At 30.9% G+C, this 25,484-nt stretch carries 32 protein-coding genes and 1 pseudogene; 26 read left to right on the forward strand and 7 right to left on the reverse strand.

Annotated elements, in window-relative coordinates; all coding sequences use genetic code 11:
• The 17 genes and pseudogenes from atpC to ELQ06_RS09100 all read left to right on the forward strand — a co-directional run.
• On the forward strand, positions 1-390 hold the full coding sequence (gene atpC / locus ELQ06_RS06505; protein ID WP_002885351.1) for an ATP synthase F1 subunit epsilon: 390 nt from the start codon (positions 1-3) through the stop codon (positions 388-390).
• Entirely contained in the window at positions 390-944 is a 555-nt protein-coding gene (locus ELQ06_RS06510; RefSeq protein WP_052797978.1) for a MotA/TolQ/ExbB proton channel family protein, read from the forward strand. Before atpC ends, ELQ06_RS06510 begins: the two co-directional genes overlap by 1 nt.
• Before the next feature lie 8 nt (positions 945-952).
• Positions 953-1,342, forward strand: coding sequence for an ExbD/TolR family protein (locus tag ELQ06_RS06515; protein ID WP_002866730.1), 390 nt, complete (start codon positions 953-955; stop codon positions 1,340-1,342).
• A gap of 2 nt (positions 1,343-1,344) precedes the next feature.
• Positions 1,345-2,124 carry a TonB C-terminal domain-containing protein gene (locus tag ELQ06_RS06520; RefSeq protein ID WP_052794160.1) on the forward strand — a complete coding sequence of 260 codons (780 nt, stop codon included), beginning with the start codon at positions 1,345-1,347 and terminating at the stop codon, positions 2,122-2,124.
• 9 nt (positions 2,125-2,133) lie between these two features.
• The gene (gene tolB, locus ELQ06_RS06525) at positions 2,134-3,342 is read left to right on the forward strand and encodes a Tol-Pal system protein TolB (protein WP_052797976.1); all 1,209 of its coding nucleotides are present in this window, start codon (positions 2,134-2,136) and stop codon (positions 3,340-3,342) included.
• Between the two features lie 76 nt (positions 3,343-3,418).
• Positions 3,419-3,916, forward strand: coding sequence for a peptidoglycan-associated lipoprotein Pal (pal, locus tag ELQ06_RS06530; protein WP_002851617.1), 498 nt, complete (start codon positions 3,419-3,421; stop codon positions 3,914-3,916).
• A 3-nt stretch (positions 3,917-3,919) separates the two neighbouring features.
• Positions 3,920-4,867, forward strand: a complete 948-nt coding sequence (locus ELQ06_RS06535; RefSeq protein ID WP_002892557.1) for a tetratricopeptide repeat protein — start codon at positions 3,920-3,922, stop codon at positions 4,865-4,867.
• A gap of 13 nt (positions 4,868-4,880) precedes the next feature.
• Positions 4,881-5,441: a peptidylprolyl isomerase gene (locus ELQ06_RS06540; RefSeq protein WP_052797973.1), complete on the forward strand. Its 561-nt coding sequence runs from the start codon at positions 4,881-4,883 to the stop codon at positions 5,439-5,441.
• Positions 5,442-5,488: 47 nt separating this feature from the next.
• A complete protein-coding gene (locus ELQ06_RS06545; protein WP_230095753.1) occupies positions 5,489-6,361 on the forward strand; it encodes an ACP S-malonyltransferase in 873 nt (290 codons plus the stop codon).
• Complete coding sequence (pfs, locus tag ELQ06_RS06550; protein ID WP_002860591.1) at positions 6,358-7,047, forward strand: aminodeoxyfutalosine nucleosidase; 690 nt, start codon at positions 6,358-6,360, stop codon at positions 7,045-7,047. Before ELQ06_RS06545 ends, pfs begins: the two co-directional genes overlap by 4 nt.
• On the forward strand, positions 7,044-7,799 hold the full coding sequence (locus ELQ06_RS06555) for a tRNA 2-thiocytidine(32) synthetase TtcA (RefSeq protein ID WP_002866734.1): 756 nt from the start codon (positions 7,044-7,046) through the stop codon (positions 7,797-7,799). The genes pfs and ELQ06_RS06555 overlap by 4 nt, the downstream gene beginning before the upstream one ends.
• 4 nt (positions 7,800-7,803) lie before the next feature.
• On the forward strand, positions 7,804-8,325 hold the full coding sequence (locus tag ELQ06_RS06560; protein ID WP_052782311.1) for a cysteine hydrolase family protein: 522 nt from the start codon (positions 7,804-7,806) through the stop codon (positions 8,323-8,325).
• Positions 8,325-8,939 carry a recombination protein RecO gene (recO, locus tag ELQ06_RS06565; protein ID WP_052794164.1) on the forward strand — a complete coding sequence of 205 codons (615 nt, stop codon included), beginning with the start codon at positions 8,325-8,327 and terminating at the stop codon, positions 8,937-8,939. Before ELQ06_RS06560 ends, recO begins: the two co-directional genes overlap by 1 nt.
• On the forward strand, positions 8,936-9,343 hold the full coding sequence (gene ybeY / locus ELQ06_RS06570) for an rRNA maturation RNase YbeY (protein WP_052794165.1): 408 nt from the start codon (positions 8,936-8,938) through the stop codon (positions 9,341-9,343). Before recO ends, ybeY begins: the two co-directional genes overlap by 4 nt.
• Before the next feature lie 124 nt (positions 9,344-9,467).
• Positions 9,468-9,611, forward strand: coding sequence for a hypothetical protein (locus ELQ06_RS09090; RefSeq protein ID WP_192866058.1), 144 nt, complete (start codon positions 9,468-9,470; stop codon positions 9,609-9,611).
• Between the two features lie 56 nt (positions 9,612-9,667).
• Positions 9,668-10,039 carry a hypothetical protein gene (locus ELQ06_RS09095; RefSeq protein ID WP_126207618.1) on the forward strand — a complete coding sequence of 124 codons (372 nt, stop codon included), beginning with the start codon at positions 9,668-9,670 and terminating at the stop codon, positions 10,037-10,039.
• 307 nt (positions 10,040-10,346) lie between these two features.
• Positions 10,347-10,692, forward strand: a pseudogene (locus tag ELQ06_RS09100) (hypothetical protein); the annotation flags it as partial.
• A gap of 23 nt (positions 10,693-10,715) precedes the next feature.
• Here the strand turns inward: ELQ06_RS09100 and ELQ06_RS06580 are convergent.
• Genes ELQ06_RS06580 through bamA form a run of 7 tightly spaced genes read right to left on the reverse strand, consistent with a single transcriptional unit; the run spans position 10,716 to position 17,232 of the window.
• Positions 10,716-11,642, reverse strand: a complete 927-nt coding sequence (locus ELQ06_RS06580; protein WP_052797971.1) for a tRNA-dihydrouridine synthase — start codon at positions 11,640-11,642, stop codon at positions 10,716-10,718.
• The gene (locus ELQ06_RS06585; RefSeq protein ID WP_052797969.1) at positions 11,639-12,625 is read right to left on the reverse strand and encodes a hypothetical protein; all 987 of its coding nucleotides are present in this window, start codon (positions 12,623-12,625) and stop codon (positions 11,639-11,641) included. Before ELQ06_RS06585 ends, ELQ06_RS06580 begins: the two co-directional genes overlap by 4 nt.
• Positions 12,615-12,977 (reverse strand): molecular chaperone DnaK suppressor DksA, encoded by a 363-nt coding sequence (dksA, locus tag ELQ06_RS06590; protein WP_002851949.1) that lies wholly within the window; start codon positions 12,975-12,977, stop codon positions 12,615-12,617. The genes ELQ06_RS06585 and dksA overlap by 11 nt, the downstream gene beginning before the upstream one ends.
• A gap of 11 nt (positions 12,978-12,988) precedes the next feature.
• Entirely contained in the window at positions 12,989-13,438 is a 450-nt protein-coding gene (locus ELQ06_RS06595) for a 23S rRNA (pseudouridine(1915)-N(3))-methyltransferase RlmH (protein ID WP_002857335.1), read from the reverse strand.
• Position 13,439: 1 nt separating this feature from the next.
• Entirely contained in the window at positions 13,440-14,282 is an 843-nt protein-coding gene (accD, locus tag ELQ06_RS06600; protein ID WP_014516671.1) for an acetyl-CoA carboxylase, carboxyltransferase subunit beta, read from the reverse strand.
• Positions 14,283-14,290: 8 nt separating this feature from the next.
• The gene (locus ELQ06_RS06605) at positions 14,291-15,013 is read right to left on the reverse strand and encodes an inositol monophosphatase family protein (protein WP_052797967.1); all 723 of its coding nucleotides are present in this window, start codon (positions 15,011-15,013) and stop codon (positions 14,291-14,293) included.
• Complete coding sequence (gene bamA, locus ELQ06_RS06610) at positions 15,013-17,232, reverse strand: outer membrane protein assembly factor BamA (RefSeq protein WP_052821018.1); 2,220 nt, start codon at positions 17,230-17,232, stop codon at positions 15,013-15,015. Before bamA ends, ELQ06_RS06605 begins: the two co-directional genes overlap by 1 nt.
• A 76-nt stretch (positions 17,233-17,308) precedes the next feature.
• Between bamA and ELQ06_RS06615 the strand changes: the two genes are divergently transcribed.
• The 9 genes from ELQ06_RS06615 to rimP all read left to right on the forward strand — a co-directional run bounded on the left by ELQ06_RS06615 (position 17,309) and on the right by rimP (position 25,455).
• Positions 17,309-18,136, forward strand: coding sequence for a prephenate dehydrogenase (locus ELQ06_RS06615; protein WP_002918962.1), 828 nt, complete (start codon positions 17,309-17,311; stop codon positions 18,134-18,136).
• A gap of 79 nt (positions 18,137-18,215) precedes the next feature.
• The gene (locus ELQ06_RS06620) at positions 18,216-19,589 is read left to right on the forward strand and encodes a M23 family metallopeptidase (RefSeq protein ID WP_052821017.1); all 1,374 of its coding nucleotides are present in this window, start codon (positions 18,216-18,218) and stop codon (positions 19,587-19,589) included.
• A complete protein-coding gene (gene lpxC, locus ELQ06_RS06625; protein ID WP_052794169.1) occupies positions 19,589-20,473 on the forward strand; it encodes a UDP-3-O-acyl-N-acetylglucosamine deacetylase in 885 nt (294 codons plus the stop codon). Before ELQ06_RS06620 ends, lpxC begins: the two co-directional genes overlap by 1 nt.
• Before the next feature lie 38 nt (positions 20,474-20,511).
• Positions 20,512-20,913 (forward strand): tRNA (adenosine(37)-N6)-threonylcarbamoyltransferase complex dimerization subunit type 1 TsaB, encoded by a 402-nt coding sequence (locus ELQ06_RS06630; protein WP_002851789.1) that lies wholly within the window; start codon positions 20,512-20,514, stop codon positions 20,911-20,913.
• Between the two features lie 8 nt (positions 20,914-20,921).
• Positions 20,922-21,800: a homoserine kinase gene (thrB, locus tag ELQ06_RS06635; RefSeq protein ID WP_002851909.1), complete on the forward strand. Its 879-nt coding sequence runs from the start codon at positions 20,922-20,924 to the stop codon at positions 21,798-21,800.
• 24 nt (positions 21,801-21,824) lie between these two features.
• Positions 21,825-22,082 (forward strand): YlxR family protein, encoded by a 258-nt coding sequence (locus tag ELQ06_RS06640; RefSeq protein WP_002859353.1) that lies wholly within the window; start codon positions 21,825-21,827, stop codon positions 22,080-22,082.
• Entirely contained in the window at positions 22,069-24,684 is a 2,616-nt protein-coding gene (infB, locus tag ELQ06_RS06645) for a translation initiation factor IF-2 (RefSeq protein WP_052821015.1), read from the forward strand. The genes ELQ06_RS06640 and infB overlap by 14 nt, the downstream gene beginning before the upstream one ends.
• Positions 24,681-25,043, forward strand: a complete 363-nt coding sequence (gene rbfA, locus ELQ06_RS06650; protein ID WP_002778650.1) for a 30S ribosome-binding factor RbfA — start codon at positions 24,681-24,683, stop codon at positions 25,041-25,043. Before infB ends, rbfA begins: the two co-directional genes overlap by 4 nt.
• Entirely contained in the window at positions 25,033-25,455 is a 423-nt protein-coding gene (gene rimP / locus ELQ06_RS06655; protein ID WP_052817746.1) for a ribosome maturation factor RimP, read from the forward strand. Before rbfA ends, rimP begins: the two co-directional genes overlap by 11 nt.
• Positions 25,456-25,484 lie beyond the last annotated feature (29 nt).

The following is a 25,484-nucleotide window of genomic DNA, read 5'->3' on the forward strand; positions in this document are numbered from 1 at the left end:
ATGAACGATTTGATTAATTTCGAGATAGTTACGCCTTTGGGTGTAATCTATCAAGGAGAAGTAAAATCTGTTACTTTACCAGGTAGTGAAGGAGAATTTGGTGTGCTTAAAGGACATGCTGCTTTGGTTTCTTCTTTAAAATCTGGAGTAATTGATATTGAAAAAGCTGATTTAAATCATGAGTTAGTTGCTATTGATGCTGGACATGCAAAGGTAGATGAAGATAAGATTTGCGTGTTAGCAAAGGGTGCGATTTGGGTTTGTGGAAGTGATGAAAGTGAGATTGAAAGAAATCTTGCTCAAGCAAAAGATTTGATTAAATCTATGAGTTCTGATAATGCAGCTTTAGCAGCAACTTTTTCAAAACTTGATAATGCAAGGATGCATTAATGAATTTTGAAGCTATATTTCATTTTTTCAATAGTTCAAGTATTATTACTTATATAGTTTTATTATGGCTTTCTTTATATTTTATTTTAGCATTTAGTATTTTGTTTGCTAGATTGACTTATTTGGCTACATGGAGAAACAAGGAGAAAGAAAGTTTAGAAACTTTGCTCTTGGGTGAGAAGGATTTAAGTCGTACTGATTCGATTTTAAGAAAATGTAATGATACAACTTCAAATCATTTAGAAATCTATAAAAATTTAGCAAGTCGCCGCGCTTCTGCTGGACTTACTTGGCTTAGTATTATTGCTTCAACTTCACCTTTTATAGGTCTTTTTGGGACAGTTATTTCTATACTTGAAACTTTTGGTGGGCTTGGAACTCAAAATTCTTTAAGTCTCATAGCTCCTAAAATCAGTGAGGCTTTAGTTGCTACAGGTTGTGGTATTTTAGTAGCAATTCCTGCTTATACATTTCATCTCATCATTAAAAGAAAAGTTTTTGAACTTTTAAGCATTATTGATAGCGAGATTAAAGTTATAAGTTCGAGTAAATAAGGTTAAAAATGCCATTTGATGATGAAAAACCTGAACTTAATATCACACCTTTAGTAGATATTATGCTTGTATTGCTTGCGATTTTAATGGTAACAGCTCCAAGCATTACTTATGAAGAAAAAATTAATCTTCCACAAGGTAGTCAAAAAAATACTAGCGCTCCAACTGTTAAGAGTTTAATTATTAGTATTAATGCAAAAAAAGAAATTTTTTTAAATCAAGAAAAATACGATTTTATAAGTTTTGCTGACAATCTTGCTCAAAGAAAAGCACAATTTAATACCGAAGATCCGGTTTTTATACGCGCTGATAAAAGCTTAAAATATGACGATGTTATTTCAGTCTTAAGAAGTGTAAAAAATTTAGGATTTAATAAAGTTGCTTTACAGACTGAATAATCATGAAAAATTATGGTTTGAGTAATTTAAATTCGTTTTTACTTGCTTTAGCAATATATATTGGTATAGTAATTCTTGTTTTTTTTAGACTTGTAAGCGAGGTTGAACCTGCTATACAATATACCGATATAAAAGATAGTTTTGTAGATATTGAACTTGCTGAACCATCAAAACAAGTTATTACTCAAAGCAACACTCCTAAAGAAATACAAAAATCAACAGAGCAAATTGATATAGAAAAGCTTTTTGCTCAGACTACAAATAAAACAGTTAAAACTGAAGATATTGACCAAAAGGCAAGTAATTTTAATGAGCTTTTTGGAAATATTAAAGAAATACAAGAAGAAAAGACTACAAAAATTCAATCAAGTGCTAAATCAGGAATTTCTAGTGCTCCAAAACCTCAAGCTTCTGAACTTGTAAAACAACTTAATGATAGTTTACTTCAAGAAGAAAGTTCAACGCAAGGCGAAAGCACAAAGGCGCAAAAGATTGGAATTTATGATGAATTTTTAGGGAAAGTTGTGCGTATTATCACTCAAAGATGGACTCAGTATTATCCAAATAGTGAAAAAATTTCTGTTAAGGTAAAAATTTTTATTGATGAAAATGGAAAATTTGGCTATACTTCAGTTGAAAAAAGTGGGAATCCTTTATATGATGCTAAAGTGGCTGAATTTTTAGAAAGTCAAAAAGGTAAATTTATTACTTATCCTCCGCAAAATAAAAATATAAGCATTACCATGAATTTAAGAGATGAAGTAAAAGTTAAAAATGATTAGGAGAAAAAAATGAAAAAAATTGTAGCAATTTTTTTAGTCTTTTTAGGAAGTCTTTGGGCAGAAGATCCAGTGATTGATGTTGTTAATTCTGGTGTAGTTTTACCAAAGATTATTGTTAAAGACAATTCAAATTTAAGTGATGAGAAATTAAAGAAAAGCTTTTATAATATCATTGTGAATGATTTGAAAGTAAGTTCAAACTTTGAAGTTGTTGCTAATGCAACTGAGACAAGTAATTATACTTTTGAATACACTTTAAATAAAAATGGTAACACTTTGAGTTTAAATGTAAAAATAAAAGCTGGCGGTTCTGATAAGTCAGAGCAAACTTATACTTTAAATGGTTTAGAGCAATATCCATTTTTGGCACATAAAAGCGTCAAAGCTTCTGTAAATGCGTTAGGACTTGCACCTGTTGATTGGATGGATCATAAAATTTTGATCGCGAGAAATTCTAGCTCTAAAAAAAGTCAAATTATTATGGCTGATTATACTTTAACTTATCAAAAAGTTATTGTTGATGGTGGACTTAATTTATTTCCAAAATGGGGAAATAAAGAACAAACTCTATTTTATTATACAGCTTATGATCATGATAAGCCAACTTTATACCGTTATGATTTAAATACCAATAAAGCTAGTAAAATTTTATCAAGTGGCGGTATGGTTGTAGCAAGTGATGTGAATGTAGATGGAAGTAAACTACTTGTTACCATGGCTCCAAAAGATCAGCCTGATGTTTATTTATATGACTTAAATACCAAAAATCTAACACAATTAACTAATTATTCTGGTATTGATGTTAATGGAAATTTTATTGGCTCAGATGATAGTAAAGTGGTATTTGTAAGCGATCGTTTAGGATATCCTAATATTTTTATGCAAGATTTAAATAGCAATAGTGCTGAACAAGTTGTTTTTCATGGTAGAAACAATTCGGCTGTTTCGACTTATAAAGATTTTTTGGTTTATTCAAGTCGTGAACCAAATCAAGCAGGTGTTTTTAATATTTATTTGATGTCAATTAATAGTGATTATATCCGTCAACTTACAGCAAATGGAAAAAATTTATTTCCAAGATTTTCTAGTGATGGCGGAAGTATAGTATTTATCAAATATTTAGGTGGGCAAAGTGCTTTGGGTGTTATTCGTGTAAATGCAAATAAGACTTTTTATTTTCCTCTTAGGGTTGGAAAAATTCAATCAATTGATTGGTAAAAATTTCAATTTTAGGTTAAAATTAATTAAAAATTAGATATAATAATAAGAATTTATTAACTTTGAAAGGTCATAAATGAAAAAAATTCTTTTTACTTCAATTGCAGCTCTTGCAGTTGTTATTAGTGGTTGTAGCACAAAAAGCACTAGCGTAAGCGGTGATAGTAGTGTTGATTCAAATCGTGGTTCAGGTGGAAGTGATGGTTGGGATATTGATTCAAAAATTTCTCAACTTAATGATACTTTAAATAAAGTATATTTTGATTTTGATAAATTCAACATTCGTCCTGATATGCAAAATGTTGTAAGCACAAATGCTAATATTTTTAACACTGAAGTAAGCGGTGTAAGTATTACTGTTGAAGGAAACTGCGATGAGTGGGGAACCGATGAATATAACCAAGCTCTAGGTTTAAAAAGAGCAAAAGCTGTAAAAGAAGCTTTAATTGCTAAAGGTGTAAATGCTGATAGAATTGCTGTTAAAAGCTATGGAGAAACAAATCCTGTGTGCACTGAGAAAACTAAAGCTTGCGATGCGCAAAATAGACGTGCTGAATTTAAATTATCAAGATAATTAATGAAAAAAATATTCACAGTAGCTCTTCTTGGAGCTACTTTGCTTTATGCAGAAAGCTCAGCTTTTGGTGCAGGAGATATAACAAGCAATTCTTCTTATGGTTTAACTTCAAATGAAAAATTATTTAAAGAAAAGTTAGATAATTTAAATAATGAAAATATACAAACAAATGCTAGAATTAATGAAATTAATGAAAGAATCGAGGGTTTACAAAGCACTTTAGAAGGTATAAATTCTCAATATACTAAATCAAATTCTAGATTAAGTCAAGTTGAAGAGAATAATCAAAATATTGAAAATAATTTTACTAGTGAAATTCAAAAATTAAAGGCTTATGTTGAAGAAAGTAGAAAAATTCAAGAAGCTAATAATAAGCAAGTAAAAAAAGTTTTAGCTGAACTTAGTTCTTTAGTAGATGCTATTAATGCAAATTATGTTTCTAAAAACGAATTAAATGATGCAAATTTAAGCGTTAAAACTATTACACCTAGTGTTGTTGTTTCAACTACAGATTCAAATAGTACCATTGAAAACAATAATACTCAAAATACCCAAGATGATAAAGCAAAACAAATTGATGAATCTTGGAAAAAGAAAAAAAATAATGAAATTTTAGAATTAGCGATAAAAGATGTTGATAAAAATGCTTTTGAAGATTCCAAAGCAAAATTAAATTTTCTCATAACAAAGCAGTATAAACCTGCAAGAGCAAATTTTTGGTTAGGGGAGATCGAGTATAAACAAAAAAATTATAACAATGCTATTGTTTATTATAAAAAAAGTTCTTCTTTGAGTACAAAAGGGGATTATTTCCCAAAACTTTTATATCATACTGCCATTTCATTGGATAAAACAGGTGATACAAAAACAGCAAATGGTTTTTATAAAGCTTTAAAAACTAATTATCCAAATTCACCCGAAGCAAAAGCTTCACCTAATAGAAAATAATTAAGGAGATAAAATGGCTATAGAAAAAAATAGTGTAGTTTCAATGTTTTATGAGTTAAAAGATGCAAATACAAATGAAGTTTTAGAATCAAATTTATATTCTCAACCTATTTCTTTTATTTTAGGCAAAGGTCAGATTTTAGAAAGCTTAGAAGAAGAAGTGATGAAGCTTGATTGCCCTAGCAATGCTGATGTGGTAATTAAAAAAGAAAAAGGTTTAGGCGAATACGATGAAAATGCCGTTCAAACTTTACCAAAAGAGCAATTTGCAGGTATTGATTTAAAGGTAGGCATGGAGCTTTTTGGCGAAGGTGAAAATGGCGAAACCGTTCGTGTAACTGTAAAAGAGATTGGTGAAAATGATGTGACAATTGATTATAATCACCCTTATGCAGGTCGTGATTTGCTTTTTTCTTTAAATATCGTAGACGCTAGAGCTGCAAGTGAAGATGAAATTCTTACAGGTATTATCGCAGGAAGTCATAGTTGTGGTTGTGGAAGTGGGCATGGGCACGATCATCATCACGGACATGGTGGTGGCGGTTGCTGTGGTGGCGGTTGCGGTTGTCATTAATGAAGACTGCGTTTATATTTCCAGGTCAAGGCTCACAAAGTCTTGGCATGGGAAAAGATTTTTATGAAAACTCTATAAAAGCCAAAGAACTCCTTCAAAACGCAAGTGATTTTTGTAAGATTGATTTTAAACATTTGCTTTTTGAAGAAAACGAAAAACTCAATCAAAGTGAATTTACTCAACCCGCCATCGTTTTAAATTCCTTAATGGCTTATAGTGTTTTACTTGAAAAAAAACCTGATTTAAGTTCGAAATTTGCTTTAGGACATTCTTTAGGGGAATTTTCAGCCTTAGCTGTTAATGGTGCTTTTGATTTTTTAGAGGCTCTTTCTTTGGTTAATAAAAGAGGGCTTTTTATGCAAGAAGATTGTGCAAAAGTTGAAGCGGGTATGATGGTTGTTTTGGGACTTGATGATGAAAGAGTTGAAGAGCTTTGTCAAAAAGCACAAAAAGAAAACAAGCAAATTTTCGCTGCAAATTATAACTGCGATGGACAAATCGTTGTAGCAGGTTTAAAACCTGATTTAGCAAGTTATGAAAGTGTATTTAAAGAAGCAGGAGCTAAAAGAGCTATGCTTTTAAATATGAGCGTGGCAAGTCATTGTCCTCTTTTGGAAAATGCTTCAGCTAAGCTTTGTGTGGAGCTTGAAAAGGTGTTAAAACCAAATTTTAAAGCCGTAATTTCTAATGCAAATGCCAAAATTTATACAAGCAAAGAAGAAGCCCTTGAACTTTTAAAAGCACAACTTATCTCTCCTGTGCTTTATAAACAAAGTATCAAGGCATGTGAAAATGAAGTAGATTATTTCATAGAATTTGGTGCAAGTGTGCTTAAGGGTTTGAATAAAAAAATCACTTCAAAAGAAACTTATGCTTTAACAAATATGAATGATATTGATGAATTTTTAAAGGTTATATGATGAAAATAGCAATTTTAGGAGCCATGAGTGAAGAAATCACTCCTTTACTTGAAACACTTAAAGATTATACGAAAATAGAACACGCTAACAATACTTATTATTTTGCAAAGTATAAAAATCATGAACTTGTTTTAGCGTATTCTAAAATCGGCAAGGTAAATTCTACTCTTAGTGCTAGTGTGATGATAGAAAAATTTGGCGCACAAGTGTTGCTTTTTACGGGTGTTGCAGGTGCTTTTAATCCTGAACTTGAAATTGGCGATTTGCTTTATGCAACAAAATTAGCTCAATACGATCTTGATATTACCGCTTTTGGGCATCCTTTGGGTTTTGTTCCAGGTAATGAAATTTTTATCAAAACCGATGAGAAATTAAACAATCTTGCTTTAGAAGTTGCTAAGGAATTAAATATCAAACTGCGTGCAGGCATTATTGCAACGGGTGATGAGTTTATTTGCGATGAAGCAAAAAAAGCAAAAATCAGAGAAATTTTCAATGCTGATGCTTGTGAAATGGAAGGCGCAAGTGTGGCTTTGGTTTGTGATGCTTTAAAGGTGCCTTGTTTTATCTTAAGAGCTATGAGTGATAAAGCAGGGGAAAAGGCTGAATTTGATTTTGATGAATTTGTGATCAATTCAGCTAAAATTTCAGCCAATTTTGTGCTTAAAATGTGCGAGAAATTATGATAAATCTTAGCAAAAAACTCATACGCCAAGTTGCACAAGCTAATGCTAAATTTGGACTTATTAAAGATGGAGATAGGGTTCTTTTAGGGCTTAGCGGCGGAAAAGATTCTTTGGCTTTAGCCCATCTTTTAAATCGTATGCAAGCTCACGCTCCTTTTAAATTTGAACTTGAAGCGGTAACTTTGAGTTATGGCATGGGCGAGGATTATTCTCATCTTCATGCACATTGTGAAGAACACGGCATTAAACATAGCGTGCTTGATTCAAATATTTATGAAGTTTCAGGCGATACCATAAGAGAAAATTCAAGTTTTTGTAGTTATTTTTCGAGAATGCGTCGTGGAGCTTTATATACTTACGCTCTTGAAAAAGGTTTTAACAAGCTTGCTATAGCTCATCATTTAGATGATGCAGCAGAAAGCTTTTTTATGAATTTTATTCATAATGGAGCTTTAAGAACCTTAGCGCCTATTTATCAAAGCAAACGCGGTGTAACTGTGATACGCCCTTTGATTTTTGTGCGAGAAAGACAGCTTAGGGATAATGCTACGCAAAATGAACTTAGCGTGATAGGAAATGAATTTTGTCCTGGTATGAAACTCAGCGAAAAAAATGTAAAATTCCCCCACGCTAGAGAAGAAGCTAAACAGCTTTTAGCAAATTTAGAAAAAGATCATCCTAAGCTTTTTACAAGTTTAAAAACCGCTTTTGCCAATTTACACACGGAGAGTTTTTGGCTTCAAAAGGCATAAAAGCATGAAAAAAGCTTTTGTTTTAGTGGACTATCAAAATGATTTTATTGATGGAAGTTTAGGTTTTGATAAGGCTTTAAAAATCAAAGAAAATATTCTTAAAGCCTTAAATCAAATCGATTTTAATAACACGCATTTGCTTTTAACCTATGATACGCACGATGAACATTATCTACAAAGCAAAGAAGGTTTAAATTTACCTGTAAAACATTGCATTAAAGAGAGTTTAGGTTGGCAAATGCCAAAGGAATTTAAACCTTTTTTACAAAAAGCTCATAAAATTTTTTATAAAAATACTTTTGGTAGCTTAGAATTAGCTAATTTCATACAAAAAAGTGATTATGAAGAACTTCATTTTGCAGGGCTTGTTTCTCATATTTGTGTGTTTTGTAATATCATTTTAGCTTTTGGTGCTAAGCCTAATGCAAGGATAATTTTACACCAAAATTTAAGTGCAAGTTTTGATGAAAATTTAGAAAAATCCGCTTTTGATATACTTAGGGCTTATGGTATTGAAATTGTTTAATGCAAGGTTTTATACTTCATACTCAAAAAGTTAAAGATGAGGATTTGATCGTTTATATTTTAAGTCCTAAAATGCTTATTAAGGCTTATCGTTTTTATGGACTTAGACATTCTAGTATTTTAAGCGGCTATAAAATTGATTTTGCTTTAGAAGAAAATCCTAGTTTTTTACCAAGACTTAAAGATGTATTGCATTTGGGATTTTTATGGATTATGCAAAGGGATAAAATGCTTATTTGGCAAGAGTTTATCCGTCTTTTATATAGGCATTTAAAAGATGTGGAAGAGCTTGATGGTTTTTATTTTGATTTACTTGATGAGTGTGTGAAAAGGTTTGAAAAACAAAATCCAAAGCGTGTTATTGTTGATGCTTATTTAAAAATTTTGGAATTTGAAGGAAGATTGCATAAGGATTTTTTTTGTTTTGCCTGTGATGAGAAAATTCAAAATTCCATTACATTACTAAGGGCTTTTTTACCTTCGCATTCTCAATGTGCTTTAGGATTTGAGTTTGAAGAGAAAAAACTAAAACAATTTTATAGCAGTAAAAATTGTGCGATTTTTGATGATGAAGAAATAGAAAATTTATATCATTTGATTAAGGAAGGTTTATGATATTAAGTGATGAAAAATGTGATTTTTTAGAGTCTATAGCAAGTTTTTTAAGTCCTAAAGATGTGGAGCTTGTTTTTGTGGATAGTAAAGAAATGCAAGAAATTAACTTAGAGCAAAGAAAACAAGATAAAACCACTGATGTACTTTCTTTTCCGCTTGAAAATATCGATGAGAGTTTGCCTTTGGGTTCTGTTGTGATCAATGTGGATTTGGCAAAAGAAAAGGCTAAAGAGTTAGGGCATAGCTATGAAGAAGAAATAAGCTTGCTTTTTATCCACGCTATGCTTCATTTACTAGGTTTTGATCATGAAAATGATAATGGAGAAATGAGAGAAAAAGAGAAAGAACTTATAGATCATTTTAATTTGCCTAAAAGTTTGATTGTAAGGACCTTAGAAGATTAAGTAAGAATTTTTTCTTCGAGTGTTAGAAGGTTTTATATTATATATTTTAATTATGAGTAGATATTTTAAGAAAAAATTATTTTTACCGATTTATCTTATAATTTTATTTACAAGGAAGGCAAAAATGATTAATGGTATAAATTCTTATTCAAACTACAATTACACAAATACTTTTAGTAATACTACTTCAAATACAAAATCATCTAATGCTATAAATGAAGCTTCAAACCTTGTAAGTGATAAATCACAAGCGGTAATAAAATTTTAGGCTATGGCGTAGATAAAGAGGGCTTTTTTACAAGTGATTTTAACGAAGCAGCAGGCTTGCCAAAAGATTATAAGATTTATGCTAAAGGTGCTGAAAATTTAGCTAGTTATATAACTAACCTTAATTTTAAATCTTTTACCAATATAGACATTGCCAAAAGTTTAGGTAATGCTTACAAGGTATTTTCACAGTTTGTTGATGAACCGAGTGGAAATTTTACTACTGAAGATTTAAGCAAAATCCCTTTAGGGTTTTCTTATGACAAAAAAAGTTTTCAAGTAACTAATATCTATCAAACCCAAAAAGAGTTTGATAGTGCTTTAAGTGCAAATAATGATTTGCAAATCTATCAAAGTTCTAAACAGTTGGCATTAAGTTTTCCAAGTTGGAATGAAAATTCTCCTAACGATTATACTAAAAAAGAATAGCGATATATTTGCTCCAAGTTCCCATATAGATATTGGAGCATCATTTTATAAAAATGATAATGGCACTATAAGTAAAGGCGGTGTTTTAATGGCATTTTTTGCGGGTATGTCAGGACAAAATCCTCTTATGGAAGGTGAAACAACCATATCAGGAAAACTTAATGGCTATGATAAAAATATGAGTCAAAATCAAGTGGAAGATTTGAATGAATTTATAAAACAAAATCCTATTAAATACGGCATAACAGGAGATATAGGAACAGATTTTACAAATATTTTAAAACTTAAAAACAATATTAGCGATATAGAAGAATTTAAAAAACAATGGCTAGAAATGAAAGCCAAAAGTGATAAAATGGGAGAAGTATATCAAACCGAGATAGCAAACAAAAAAGAAGTTGTTTCATCGCAAGAAACTTCAGAAGAAGACAAAAAAGCCATTTAAACCTATACAAGCGCAAAGTTCAAGCGAAACCTATAAAGATGATAATAAAATGAATGAGCTTGTAAAAAAGCTTTTAGAAACTAAATTTGGCACAAGCGATGAGTTAGAACTTCTTTTTGGTATGAAATTTAGTGATGATAACACAGGAGAATTTAATAAAATTCTTTCTTTAAATTCTACACCAAAAGGTATAGATATTAAGGCTTAAGGTTTTTTAATTATAAAAATCGATCAAGCTAAACTAAAAAATTCTTCTATTTTTTTTCGCATTTTTTCTGTATTGTCGATACGATTGACTTCATCTCTAAAGGCTGAAGCGTCTTTGTGTCCTTTAGAATACTCGTGTAAATGCTTGCGAAATATACTTACGCCTTGATCTTTGTAGTGTTTTATCATTTCATCAAAATGAGTGAGTATGATTTCTTTTTTGAGTTTTTCATCTACACTTTTACCGCTTTTGATTTCATAAAATATCCAAGGATTTCCTACGCTTGCACGCCCTATCATGAGTCCATCGCATTTTGTGATTTTATAAACTTCTTTAGCGTTTTGTGCGTTAATATCGCCATTTGCAATCACAGGAATACTAACGCTTGCTTTAGCGCTAGCAATGGATTCATAATCGGCTTTTCCGCTATAAAGCTGTTTTCTTGTGCGTCCGTGGATACTTATAAAATCCACCCCCAAGCTTTCACAAATTTTAGCCATTTTTTCAGGATATTTTTCATTAAATCCTAGTCGAAATTTCACACTTGTAAGGCTTTTTTTATTGTTTTCTTTAATCACTCCTACAAGATTTTTAAAAAGCTCTAAATTTTCTAGCAAAGCACTGCCAGCACATTGTTTAATAACTTTATTTACAGGGCAACCGCAATTAAAATCGATCCCATCTACAAAATCCATTTCATTTAGCATTTGCACTGCTTTTTTTAGCACTTCTTTATCTCCACCTGCAATTTGGACTATATAGGGATTTTCTAATTCAGCTCTTTCTAACATATGTAAAGTTTTAGAACTTTCATAAACTAAGGCATTAGAACTTATCATTTCACTTATGGTAATATCAGCACCAAATTTTTTTACTACATTACGAAAAGGCAGATCTGAAAAACCTGCCATAGGGGCTAAAAACAGGGGTTTTTTGCTAAAATCTATCATTGTATGAGTTGATTTAGATCGATTTTGATATTTTTTTCACGTAAGGCTAAAAAGGCTTTAAAATCATTAAATTTTTTATCATCATTGTGAATTTGTTCTCTTAACTCATCTAAAAGTCCAAATTCAGCCAAAAGATATAAATACGCTCTTAAAGCTTCGCTTTTTTCATTTTTAATTTTGTTAAAAATTCCTAAAATAGCATCAGGATTTAAAAGTTTAGTACTTAGTTTTGCTGCGTTAAGATAGTCTTTTTCGCTTAATATGTTGTATGAAAGTAAAACTTCATATTCTGCTACACTAAGTTCTAAATTTCCTTCTTTAAAACGCTTGATAAGTGTGAGAACTTCAGAAGGCTTTTTAGGGATTTTTACATTTTTAATTTGCTCATAACTAGCTTTGTCTATAAGGGTATTAAAGGCAATTTCTTCAAATTCATCTTTGATTTCATTAAGGTTTTTAAGTTTGCTATAGGCATAATTTGCGTCGTTTTTGAGATGATTTTTTTCATTTTGCAAATATAAAACATTGTTATTTTCGAGTTTAAATTTGCTAAGGTTAAAAAATTCGTTTTTATTTAAACCATCAATAAGATCTAAAATTTCATTGATTTTATTTGAGTGTGGAATTTTTTCATGTGTTTTTATGGTTTTAAAAAGTTGTGCTACAGATCTAAATTCTTTTGTTTGAAAAGTGGTTTTAAGATCTTTTTCAAGGAGTAAATCTTGAGTATAAGCTTCAAATTTAGCTGCATCTTTAAAAAAATGCTTAAATTTTAAATAACGCAAAAATCCATAAAATGCTATGTGTAAAACGGCTAAAATCATATAAATAAATAAAGGAATAACAAGCCATATCATAATAGGTAATTCAAAAGTATAAGTGCTGATATTTAGAGTATAGTTTCCTAGTTCTAGATGCCAAGCAAAGGCAAAAATAAGTGCTATATAAATAAAACTTGCAAGTAAGAAGAGTTTAATTTTCATGTTTTTTTCCTTGTTCTGCAATTTGACGGCAAGTGATACAATATCTTGCGTGAGGCTTGACTTTTAGTCTTTGAGAGTCGATTTCATCATCGCAAGATTCGCAAATTCCATAAGTGCCGTTTTTGATTTTATCTAAAGAATCTTCGATTTCTATAAGTTCTTCTTTGAGATTGGTACTGATAGCAAAGTCAATTTGAGAGCCTGTTTCTATGACAGAAAAATCTACACTATCGCTTGGGACGCTATTGTGAAGAGCTTCGATTTCATTCGAATTGCTTTGCAAATTTTCTAAGATGGCTTTTTTTCTTTCTTCTAAAATATTTTTGAAATTTTGTATTTCATTTTTTTTCATTTTAAAACTTTCTATTTGTGATAAGGGTGATTGTTGTTGATGCAAAATGCACGATAAATTTGTTCTAAAAGTAAGGTTTTAACAAATTGATGTGCTAAAGTAAGTTTGCTTAATGATAGTCTAAAATCCAAACTTTGATTAAATTCTTCTCTTAAACCATAAGCACCGCCTATAAAAAAACTTAATTCATTTTTATCTTGGATGAGTTTTGCAAATTCTATACTTGTAAGATCTTTCCCTTTTTCATCAAGAGCGATACAATAGCCTTTTTTATAAGGCATAAAAGCTTCTTCATAGCTTTTTTTTGCTTCTATGGCATTTAAATTTTGAGCTAAGGCTATTTTTTTATTAAAAACATTTATTTCTTTTAAAGTGGCGTATTTGGAGATGAGTTTAGAGTATTTCTCACTCCAGGTTTTAAATTCATCACTTTTTTGAATACAAAAGATATTAACTTGCAAATTATTTTCCACTAAAAAATTTTAGTACATCGCTAAGATATTGTTTTTGTTCTCCTCTTTCAACTATGGCATCTATAAGTCCATGTTCTAACAAGAACTCTGCTTTTTGAAAGCCTTCAGGTAAATCTGCTCCTATGGTTTGTTTGATAACTCTTGCACCAGCAAAACCTACTAAAGCTTCAGGTTCAGCGATGATTAAATCTCCAAGCCAAGCAAAAGAAGCACTTACCCCACCCATAGTAGGATCAGTTAAAATGCTAATATAAGGAAGTTTTTCTTTGCTAAGAAGTTTAAGTGCAGCACTAGTTTTGCTCATTTGCATCAAAGAATAAGTACTTTCTTGCATTCTAGCTCCACCGCTTGCACTTACGATGACAAGAGAGGTTTTGCTTGTGATAGCTCTTTGTATAGCTCTAACAATTTTTTCTCCTTCAACAGAACCTAAAGATCCACCCATAAAAGAAAAATCAAATACAACAAGTTGGGTTTTTAAACCATTGATTTCACATTCTCCACTGATGACAGAACTTTTTCTACCTGTTTTACTTTCACCTTCGCTAAGGCGTTTTTTATAGGATTTGCTATCAACAAATTTTAAAGGATCTATAGCTTCTAAATTTGCATCATACTCAATAAAACTGCCTTCATCGCTTAAAAGTTTAATACGTTCATCAGCTGAAATTCTCATGTGATAATTGCATTTAGGACAAACATTAAAACAAGATTCTATTTCTTTATAATACATCAAAGCATGACAACTTTGGCATTTTACCCAGTGATTTGGAGCTTCTTTAATACTAGGTTGTTGTCTTCTTATTTTTGAAAAAATATCTGCAAAATTCATATATTCACCTAATTATTTTTTAAAAATTCCAAGATTATATCAAAAATTTTCTTGTCTTGGCTTAGGAGAAGGAAATTTTCATTTTTTTCTATATATAAATTTTGATGAATTGTTAAAGCAGCTACTGTATCAAAAATTCGTGTTTTTCCAAGAATTAATACAAAACTAAAATACGAAGCATAAGCGAGACTTAAGGCTGTTGCACCCAAAGAGCGAAATTTTAATTGATTTTTTGTTAAAAAATCGAGAAGTTCTGGATAAAGTGAAATTTTTTCAACTATACCTATTTTAGAAAATAGATTAGGTGTTAAGGGTGAGTATTTTGGATCGGAAAGATTAGATTTAAAAGCTTGATTGTTCTTAAAAGCAAAAATTTCTTGACTGACAAGATTGCAAACAAAAGCACTTTTTGCCTGATCTTTTTCCATAAGAGCTATAGAAGTTCCATAAAATGGTATTTTAGAAACAAAATTTGAACTTCCATCCAAAGGATCAAGAATCATTTGTTTTGGGCTAGCTTTTCCGATCAATCCGCTTTCTTCAGAAAAAATTTGTCCAAAACAACTAAGATATTTTATGAAAATTTGTTCACATTTTAAGTCAAGCTCATAGCCTTGATTTTTATCATAGCCTAATTTAGAGCAAAGTTTAAGATCATTTTGTGGGATATTGTTTAGATACTTGCGTATTTGCAAATTTGCATTCAAGCAAGCATCTAAAAATTCTTTCATTAAAAGCGTGTTCCAAGATTAAATTCAAAACTATTAGTATCATCACCTTTTTTATCATTAAGAGGTTTGGCAAATACAAGCTGTAAAGGCCCAATTGGTGTAATCCATTCAATGCCTATACCTGTACTCATTCTTTTTATTTCATCTAAATTTTTACGTCCTATCATACCATAATCAAAAAACACGCTACCACGAAGTTTGATTCTATCAATCAAAGGAAAACTAAGTTCTACGGAATTGGCAAAAGCTATGGTTCCGCCTACTTCATCTCCCCATTGATTTTTTGGGCTTACCGTTCTGCTTTCAAAACCGCGTATCGATCTAATACCACCTAAATAAATTCTTTGATTGATTGGCAAATAGCCTTCATCCCATACTTTATAAAAACTCGCTTTATAGCGATAAATAAGATCATATCCTATATAGTCTTGCAAACCTTGATAAAAGTTAAATTTAGAGCTTGATGAAATAAATTCTTGATCTCCGCCAAGCCCAGCGTATTCTAAACTAGTTGAAGCAATGATACCTGATCGTGGCAGATAATAATCATCTGTATTGTTAAAGGTGATTGCTGGAGTTATAGAGCTTTTAATACTTTTGCCAAGTTCATATCCTGTTCTTAAAAGAGTTGGACTTAAGTGATATATATCGCTTTGTTCAAGATTATAAGTTAAGCTTACATTATAGTATCTTGCAAATTGGCGTCCAACTGTTATATCAAAGCCGTAATTTTTTTCTGAATAATTATCCCATTCATAGTCATTTGAATAAAGTGTTCCACCCAGACTATATTGACTATCAAGAACGCGTGGATTTACGAGACTAATCCTTCCTGATAAAGTATCATCGCTTTTATCTACGCTTACAGAGCTTTTTATTCCTGAACCAAAGATATTTGTATCCGATAAAGAAGCGTTAAGCAAAATACCATCGCTTGATCCATAGCCAATGCCTCCAGAAATAGCTCCTGTAGAAGCTTCTTTAACATCAACAATCAAATCAATATGTGTATCATCAACTTTTTCTTCTTTGATATTTACATCGTCAAAATAAGAAGTTCTTTTTAAAGCATTTTTTGACTCGCTTAAGTCTGTTCTATTGTATAAATTACCTTCTGTTATATATAATTCTCGGCGTATGACGCGATCTACAGTACGTGAATTTCCTGAAATAATAACATTTCTTATATAAACTTTATCATGAGGGATTACTTTAAATACAACGGTGGCTTCTTGAGTTTGATCATTTTTTTGAATATCAGGATAGACTTCTACAAACGCATAACCCAAATCAGCACTTTGTGTTTCTATGGTTTTAACATCTTTTCTAATGTCTTCGATATTGATAGTTTTGCCAGCGCTTGATCTTAAATCTTTTACGGTTTGTGCATTTTGCTTATCATCAAATAAAGGATTTTCTATGCTTATACTTTTAATTTTATAAGGCTTTCCTTCTTTGATAAAATAAGTCAAATTTGCTTGATAAGTATCTGTGTAGGTTTTAAGATAAGGCGAGGATACTTGAACATCTAAATATCCTTTTTTCATATATTCATCAGCAATTCTTGAACTATCGTTACTAAGTTCAAAAACTTTTAATTTTCCATCATTGCGTCCCCACATCCATCCCATAAATTCTTTTTCTTTGTTAACAACAGCAGGTTCTATATCAGAATATGAAAATTTCTTGGCTCCACTTAAATGAACATTATCAATAATGATATTTTCACCACGATTTACTATAAATTCAAGCTCTAGTCCATCAGTATTTTCTAAAGTCTTTTTTTTGTATTCTACAATAGTATCAAAATAACTTTTTGCTTCATAATAAGCTTTAATGCGTTCAATAGCTTCTTTTATACTTCCTTCATCAAGTAGTGTGCCTCTTTTAATCCCTAAAATACTTTCAACTTGTTTTCTATCATTGGAAGCTATACCTGTTATACTAACCTTTGCTATAGTTGGTTTTTCAGTAACTATAATTTCCAAAATTCCATTGTTGTTTTCTACTGCAATATTTTCGAAATAATTTTGTTTATAAAGATTAAGAATAGCAGTGTTGATTTTTGCAGGATTTATTTCCTCGCCTATTTTAAGCCCCGCGATATTTATAGCGCTTGTGTTCGATAAATGATTTAATCCGATAAATTTAATATCTTTAATGGTTGCTGCATTGGCCATAGCAACTAAAGCACAAATACTAATAAGATGTTTTTTCATTGATTTTTTACCTAAAGCTTTATTAAAAGCTGTATAATAGCAAAAAAAATTTAACAAAAAAACTAAGGTAGAAAGTATGAAAATAGCAATTATAGGGCTTGGGCTTATGGGTGGATCTTTAGGGCTTTGTTTGAAAGAAAATAAGCTTATTTCTTGTGTTTATGGTATGGATTTAAGCAAAGAAAATGAAAAAGATGCCCTGCAATTAGGTCTTATTCATGAGCTTATAGAATTTAAAGATTTAGCTTTATGTGATATGATTTTTGTCGCAACTCCTGTTAATGCTATTATAGAAATTTTGCAAAAATTAGTTGATTTGCCTTCTAATGTGACAATTATAGAGCTTGGAAGTACAAAAAGAAAAATTATAGAAAGTTTGCCTAAGAATTTAATCAAACAAACTCTTTTTGCTCATCCTATGACAGGAACTGAAAATTCAGGCCCAAAAGCGGCTTTTAAAGAGCTTTATAAAGATGCAGTTTGTGTTCTTTGTGATAGTGAAATAGCTGATGACTTGCATCAAAAACGAGCAGTGGAAATTTTTTCTCATTTAGGGATGAAAATTGTTTTTATGGATAGTAAAGCCCATGATCATCATGCTGCTATTATTTCTCATTTGCCTCATGTTATAAGTTTTTCTTTGGCAAATTTTGTAATGAAAGAAGAGGATAAAAGAAATATTGTTCATTTAGCTGGAGGATCTTTTAAAGGTATGAGCAGAATTGCCAAATCATCGCCACAAATGTGGGAAAGTATTTTTTTACAAAATAAAGATAACGTATTAAGTTCTATTGATTTTTTTCAACAAGAATTAGAGAGATGTAAACAAATGATACAATTAGACAAAAATGATGAATTAAGAGAATGGATGAAACAGGCTAATACTCTAAGAGAAATTTTATAAATTTGCTAGATATTTACTGAAAATATAATAGAATTTATACTAAAAACAACAAAAACATTGAAAATTTTTAAGGAAGGTTATGGCAAAAAGAAAAGGCAAAACTTATTTATCTGTTTTAATTTTAGTTTTAATAGCAATTTTGATTTTTTTTATTTCAAGATTAAGTATTTTTGAAAAAAATCCTCCTCAAATTTTAATGCCAGATGTTGTATATACTGATCTTAAAAAACCTATTTTAGTACATGTTAAAGATGATGAAAGTTCTATCAAAAATGTACAAATTATATTGCATAAAGACGACAATACTAGTGCAATGGTTATAGCAGATGAAAAGATTTCTAATTTAAAAGATATTACCTTACAAGTTGCTTTGCCAAAATTTGGTTACAAAGAAAATGTAAAATCTTTTGTTTTGGAGGTGATAGCTAAAGATTCTAGTTTTTGGAATTTTTTTAGTGGCAATGAAGCAAGAAAACAAATTGCGGTATTAGTAGATAATACGGCTCCAAAAATCAATATCATAAGCAATTCTTACCAAATCGAGCAAGGCGGTACTGGGGCAGTTGTTTTTAAGGCTGATGATGCTAATTTAGATAAGGTGTATATAGAAACAAATAAAGGTAAAATCTTTAAAGTCACACCTTATGTAAAAGAAGGATATTATGCGGCTTTGATTGCTTGGGATGCAAGAGATGAGGAATTTCGCGCATTTGTTATCGCTACGGATAAAGCGGGCAATATTTCAAAAGAACGTATAAGGTATTATTTTGTTAATCGTAAATATCGTGTTTCAAATATCAATCTAACGGATAAATTTTTAGATGGAAAGATTGAGAATTTAGCAAATCAGTACGCTCCAAAAGATAATAATCTCAATCGTTATGAAAAATTTAAGTTTGTCAATGAAACTTTAAGAAATAGCAATGAAAAACTTATCCATGAAATCACTTCAAAAGTACCTGAGGAAAAAATTGATAATTTTGATTTGAATTTATTTTTACCTCTTAAAAATGGTATGAAAGTAGCGGATTTTGCTGATCATAGGTATTATTCTTATAATGGGCAATTTGTGAGTGATTCTTATCATATGGGGCTTGATCTAGCAAGCGTAGCACAAGCTCCTATCATAAGTAATAATGCAGGCAAGGTTGTTTTTGCTGCTGAAAATGGAATTTATGGTTTAAATTTAATTGTTTATCATGGTTTTGGAGTATATAGTCTTTATGGACACTGTTCTTCTAAAAATGTTGATTTAGATGAAATGATTAATAAACAAAGCATTATAGGCAAAACAGGAACAAGTGGTTTAGCCTTAGGCGATCATTTGCATTTTGGAGTTTTGGTTCAAGGGGTTGAAACGCGTCCTGAACAATGGCAAGATAAAAAATGGATAGAAAATAATATTTACAATGTTTTAAATGATGGTAAAAAGATAATTTTAGGAAAAAATTAATGAAACAATTAACTTTAGCAAAAACTGTCAAAGGTGTAGGTATAGGACTTCATAAGGGTGAACCCATAGAAATTACTTTAGAGCCTTTAGAAGCAAATAGTGGTATAGTATTTTTTAGAAGTGATCTTAATGCAAGCTATAAGGCAAGTCCTGAAAATGTGATCAATACTCAAATGGCAACTGTTTTAGGAGATGAAAGAGGGTTTATTTCTACAATAGAGCATTTAATGAGTGCGATTAATGCTTATGGAATCGATAATGTACGCATAGTTTTAAATGCAAATGAAGCTCCTGTTATGGATGGATCAAGTATTAGCTTTTGTATGATGCTTGATGAAGCAGGGGTAAAAGAACTTGATGCACCTAAAAAAATTATGGTAATTAAAAAGCCTATAGAAGTAAGAGATGGTAATAAATTTGTGCGTTTAACTCCTACTAAAGAACCCCGTATTAATTACACAATTAAATTTGACAATGCTGTTATAGGTGAACAAAGTTACAATTTTGAATTCAGCAAAAAAAATTATATAGAAAACATAGCAAGGGCTAGAACTTTTGGTTTTTTAAAAGATGTTCAAGTTCTTAGGAGTATGAATTTAGCACTAGGTGGAAGTTTAGAAAATACTATAGTGGTAGATGAAAATCGTATTTTAAATCCTGAAGGTTTGCGTTTCAAAGATGAGTTTGTAAGACATAAAATTTTAGATGCAATTGGAGATTTAACCTTACTTGGATATCGTGTTTTTGGGGATTATACTTCATATGCTGGGAGTCATCATTTAAATCATTTACTTACTAAAGAAGTTTTAAAAGATAAAGATGCTTATGAAATTGTAAGCCTTGAAAAAACAACCCAAAAAGCTTATGAAAAGGTATTTGCATAAAAACTTCTCTTTTGCTTAATGCTTTATCTAAGCCTTTAATGATCGGAATTTATCAAGATGATAAACTTATAAAAACTTATAAAAGTGAAGAAAAAGCAAGCGAATTTTTACCAAAAATTTTAGATGAATTGCTTAAAGAATATGATTTTACAAGTTTAATCTATGCTAATGGTCCAGGTTCTTATATGGGGATTAAAATTTCTTATGTAAGTTTGAGTACTTTAAGTATAGTAAAAAATATTCCTTTATTTGCGGTAAGTGCTTTTGAATTAAATGGCTATAAACCCATAAGTGCAAATAAAAATTTTTGTTTTGTATATAAGGAAGGTGAAATTTGTTTAGAGCAAAATATCCCAGCAGAGTTTTTTTTACCAAAAAATTTACAAGAGCTTAAACTAAATAATGATAATCTTCCCTTTTATTTTTTAGATGCAATTTAGGATGAAATTTGAAAATTTTAGTTCCCGCTACGAGTGCGAATTTAGGGCCAGGTTTTGATTGTTTAGGACTTAGTTTAAAGCTTTTTAATGAAACTCAAATCCAAAAATCAGGTGTTTTTAGCATTAGTATTGGAGGCGAGGGAAGTGATAATATTTTTCTTAAAAAAAACAATATATTTGTAAATATTTTTTATGAAATTTATGAAAAACTAAGCGGAAAAAAAGATAATTTTCGTTTTATTTTTCAAAATAACATTCCTCTTTCAAGAGGATTAGGAAGCTCTTCAGCTGTGATTGTTGGAGCTATTGCCAGTGCTTATTATATGAGTGGATTTAAGGTAGAAAAAGAACGTATTTTAGATGAAGCTTTAATTTATGAAAACCATCCAGATAATATCGCTCCAGCTACTCTTGGTGGTTTTGTGTGTTCTTTGGTTGAAAAAAATAAAGTTTATAGCATCAAAAAAGAGATTGATAAAGATTTAGCTGCTGTGGTTGTGATCCCAAATTTGGCAATGAGCACGGAACAATCACGCCAAGCTTTGGCCAAAAATTTAAGTTTTAATGATGCGGTTTTCAACCTTTCTCATGCTTCATTTTTAACCGCTTGTTTTTTGGAGAAAAAATATGAATTTTTAAAATTTGCAAGTCAAGATAAGCTCCATGAAATCAATCGTATGAAAAACTTACCCGAACTTTTTGAAGTGCAAAAATTTGCCTTAGAAAATAAAGCTTTAATGAGCACACTTTCAGGTTCGGGATCGAGCTTTTTTTCTTTAGCTTTTAAAGATGATGCTTTAGCTTTGGCAAAGAAAATACAAACAAAATTTAAAGATTTTCGTGTGCAATATTTAGAATTTGATGATAATGGCTTTGAAATTTGCTAAAAAATATAAAAAAAAGATATAATTTTGAAAAAACATATACCAATTAGAATGTGCATAGTGTGTAAAAACCGCTTTGAGCAAAATATGTTATTTAGATTTAAAGTTGTTTTAGGAGATATTGTGCCTAAAGCAGAACATGGAAGAAGCGGATATTTATGTCAAAATTGTATTGAGAGAGAAGATAAAGTCTTACAAAAAGCATTTTCTAAAATATGTAAAAATTTAAATACTAAAATTACTCAGCAAGGACTTAAGGAGATATTTTTAAATGGCAAAGATTAGAATTCATGAAATCGCAAAAGAATTAGGTTATGATAGTAAGGAAATTATTGAAAAGGCAAATGAATTAGGGCTTGGAATTAAAACAGCATCAAATGCTGTAGAACCTGAGATTGCAGCAGCTATTTATGAGTATATACAAACAAGAGAAATTCCAGAAGCTTTTAAGAAAAATATCAAAACTCCTACGGCAAAAAAGCCTAAAAAAGAAAATATAAAAGAACAAGAAAAGCTAAATGAATCTGAAAAAAAAGAACCTAAAAAAGAAGAAAAGCTTAAACAAGAAGTTAAAAAAGAAGAATTAAAAACTGAAAAAGAAAATGCAAAAGAGGAAGAAAAACAAGAAATTATTGATGCTCATAAGCCACAAAGCCTTGCTAGTGCAACTTTAGCCAAAAGACGCGGACTTGTTATTGTTAAAAAGAAAAAAGACGAAGAAGAAATTCAAGTTAAAAAAGAAGAAGTAAAAAATTCAAATGATATATCTATCAATAATGAAGAGCGCTTAAGTTTAAAAACTATGTTTTCAAATGCTGATGAGAATTTAAAGAAAAAGAAAAAAGAAAAAAAATCTTTTGTTGCGAGTAAAAAAGAAAGTACCGAAAAAATGAATTTTTTAGATGAACATGATTTTGGTGATATTTCTTTAGATGATGAAGATGAGGTAGTATTACCTGATTTTAGTATAAAAGAACAAGAAAAACCACAAAATATCAATAAAAAACAACCTAATTTTATAAGACAAGCTGTTGGAAATTCTGCGGGTTTTGGGCTTGAAGGTGGAATTCAAAGAAGAAGTCGTAAAAAACCATCTAAAAAGATTGAAAAAAAGGAAGTAGAAGAAGTAAGTAGCGTTGCTATTTCTAAAGAAATTCGTGTGTATGAATTCGCTGATAAGATAGGAAAAAGCACTAGTGAAGTGATTTCAAAACTTTTCATGCTTGGAATGATGACAACAAAAAATGATTTCTTAGATGAAGATGCGATTGAAATTTTGGCTGCTGAATTTGGTATAGAGATCAATATCATTAACGAGGCTGATGAGTTTGATTATGTAAAAGACTATGAAGAAGAGACTGATGAAAAAGATTTAGTGACTAGAGCACCTGTGATTACCATCATGGGGCATGTTGATCATGGTAAAACTTCTTTGTTAGATTATATTAGAAAATCACGTGTTGCAAGTGGTGAAGCAGGGGGTATTACTCAGCACGTGGGTGCTTATATGGTAGAAAAAAATGGACGTAAAATTACTTTTATTGATACTCCAGGTCACGAAGCTTTTACTGCTATGCGTGCAAGGGGTGCAAGTATCACTGATATTGTAATCATCGTTGTAGCCGCAGATGATGGGGTAAAACCACAAACTAAAGAAGCGATAAATCATGCTAAAGCAGCAGGTGTGCCTATTATTATTGCTATTAATAAAATGGATAAAGAAGCAGCAAATCCCGATATGGTAAAAACTCAACTCGCAGAAATGGAAATCATACCAGTAGAATGGGGCGGATCTTATGAATTTGTAGGAGTTTCGGCTAAAACAGGAATGGGGATTGAAGATTTGCTTGAAATCGTGCTTTTACAAGCTGATATTTTAGAACTTAAAGCCAATCCAAAAAGTTTTGCTAAAGCAAGCATTATAGAAAGTTCTGTGCAAAAAGGGCGTGGTGCGGTGGCTACTATCATCGTGCAAAATGGAACACTTACTGTAGGAAGTACCGTGGTTGCAGGCGAGGCTTATGGAAAAGTGCGTGCGATGAGCGATGATCAAGGTAAAGCCTTAAAAGAAATTAAACCAGGCGAATGTGGGGTTATCGTAGGGCTTAGCGAAGTAGCAGATGCAGGTGAAATTTTAATCGCAGTAAAAACCGATAAAGAAGCAAGAGAATACGCTAATAAACGCCACGAATACAATCGCCAAAAAGAACTTAGCAAATCCACTAAAGTTAGCATTGATGAGCTTGGAGCTAAGATCAAAGAAGGTAATCTAAAAGCTTTGCCTGTTATTTTAAAAGCTGATGTGCAAGGATCTTTAGAAGCCTTAAAGGCAAGTTTAGAAAAACTTAGAAATGATGAGATTAAAGTGAATATCATTCATAGTGGAGTAGGAGGAATCACGCAAAGTGATATAGAGCTTGCAAGTGCGAGTGAAAACTCTATAGTGCTAGGTTTTAACATACGCCCAACAGGGGAAGTTAAAGAGCGTTCTAAAGATAAAGGCGTAGAAATTAAAACTTATAATGTGATTTATAATCTTTTAGATGATGTAAAAGCCTTGCTTGGTGGTATGATGAGTCCGATTATTTCTGAAGAGCAATTAGGACAAGCAGAGATTAGACAAGTGATCAATGTGCCAAAAATCGGACAAATTGCAGGTTGTATGGTAACCGAAGGGGTGATTAACCGTGGGGCTAAAATTCGCCTTATCCGTGATGGAGTTGTGGTTTATGAAGGCAATGTAAGTTCGCTTAAACGCTTTAAAGATGATGCTAAAGAAGTGGCAAAAGGCTATGAATGTGGCGTAGGTATAGAAGGGTGTGATGATATGAGAGTGGGTGATTATATAGAAAGCTATAAAGAAGTACAGGAACAAGCAAGTCTATGAATCCAAGTGAGATTAAAAAGCTACGCACTGAAAGCATCTTAAAAGAGCTAATCCCTGAAGCTTTAGCAAATTTAGATGATGAAAATTTGAAAAATTTGTGTGTAGTGGATGTAGAGTGTAAAAAAGGCAGATATGATGCTTTTGTGTATCTTGATAAGATGTTTTTTAATGTTCATGAGCAAGAAAAAATTTTATCTTCTTTAAAAAAGGCAAGTAGAGCTTTGCAAAATTACTGCATGAGTGAGCAGGGTTGGTATAGGTGTCCGAATTTTCATTTTAAATTTGATGATAGGCTTGAGTATCAAAACCATATGGATGCACTTTTTGAAAAAATAAAAAAGGATAAAAATGAATCTTGAAGCCCTTTGCAAAGAAGCAGAGCTTAGCTTTTATGATGATGAGCTAGTAAGTGAAAATGGCAGAAAAATTTATAGAATTTATGTGCAAAAAGAAGGTGGGGTAAATCTTGATGATTGTGCAAGGCTTAGTGAAATTTTATCGCCTATTTTTGATGTAGAGCCACCTGTAAATGGGGAGTATTTTTTAGAAGTATCTTCACCAGGACTTGAAAGAAAACTGAGTAAGATAGAACATTTTGTAAAAAGTATAGGTGAACTTGTGAAGATCACAACCAATGAAAAAGAAAAATTCGAAGCAAAAATCATTGCTGTAGATAATGAAAATATCACTTTAGAAAATTTAGAAAATAAAGAAAAAACTACTATAAATTTTAATGATATAAAAAAAGCTAGAACCTTTGTGGAGTGGTAGGAAATCTAAATATGATTTAAAAATAGCAT

The organism is Campylobacter sp. CH246 (assembly GCF_004378835.1).
Taxonomy (GTDB): Bacteria; Campylobacterota; Campylobacteria; order Campylobacterales; family Campylobacteraceae; genus Campylobacter_D; species Campylobacter_D jejuni.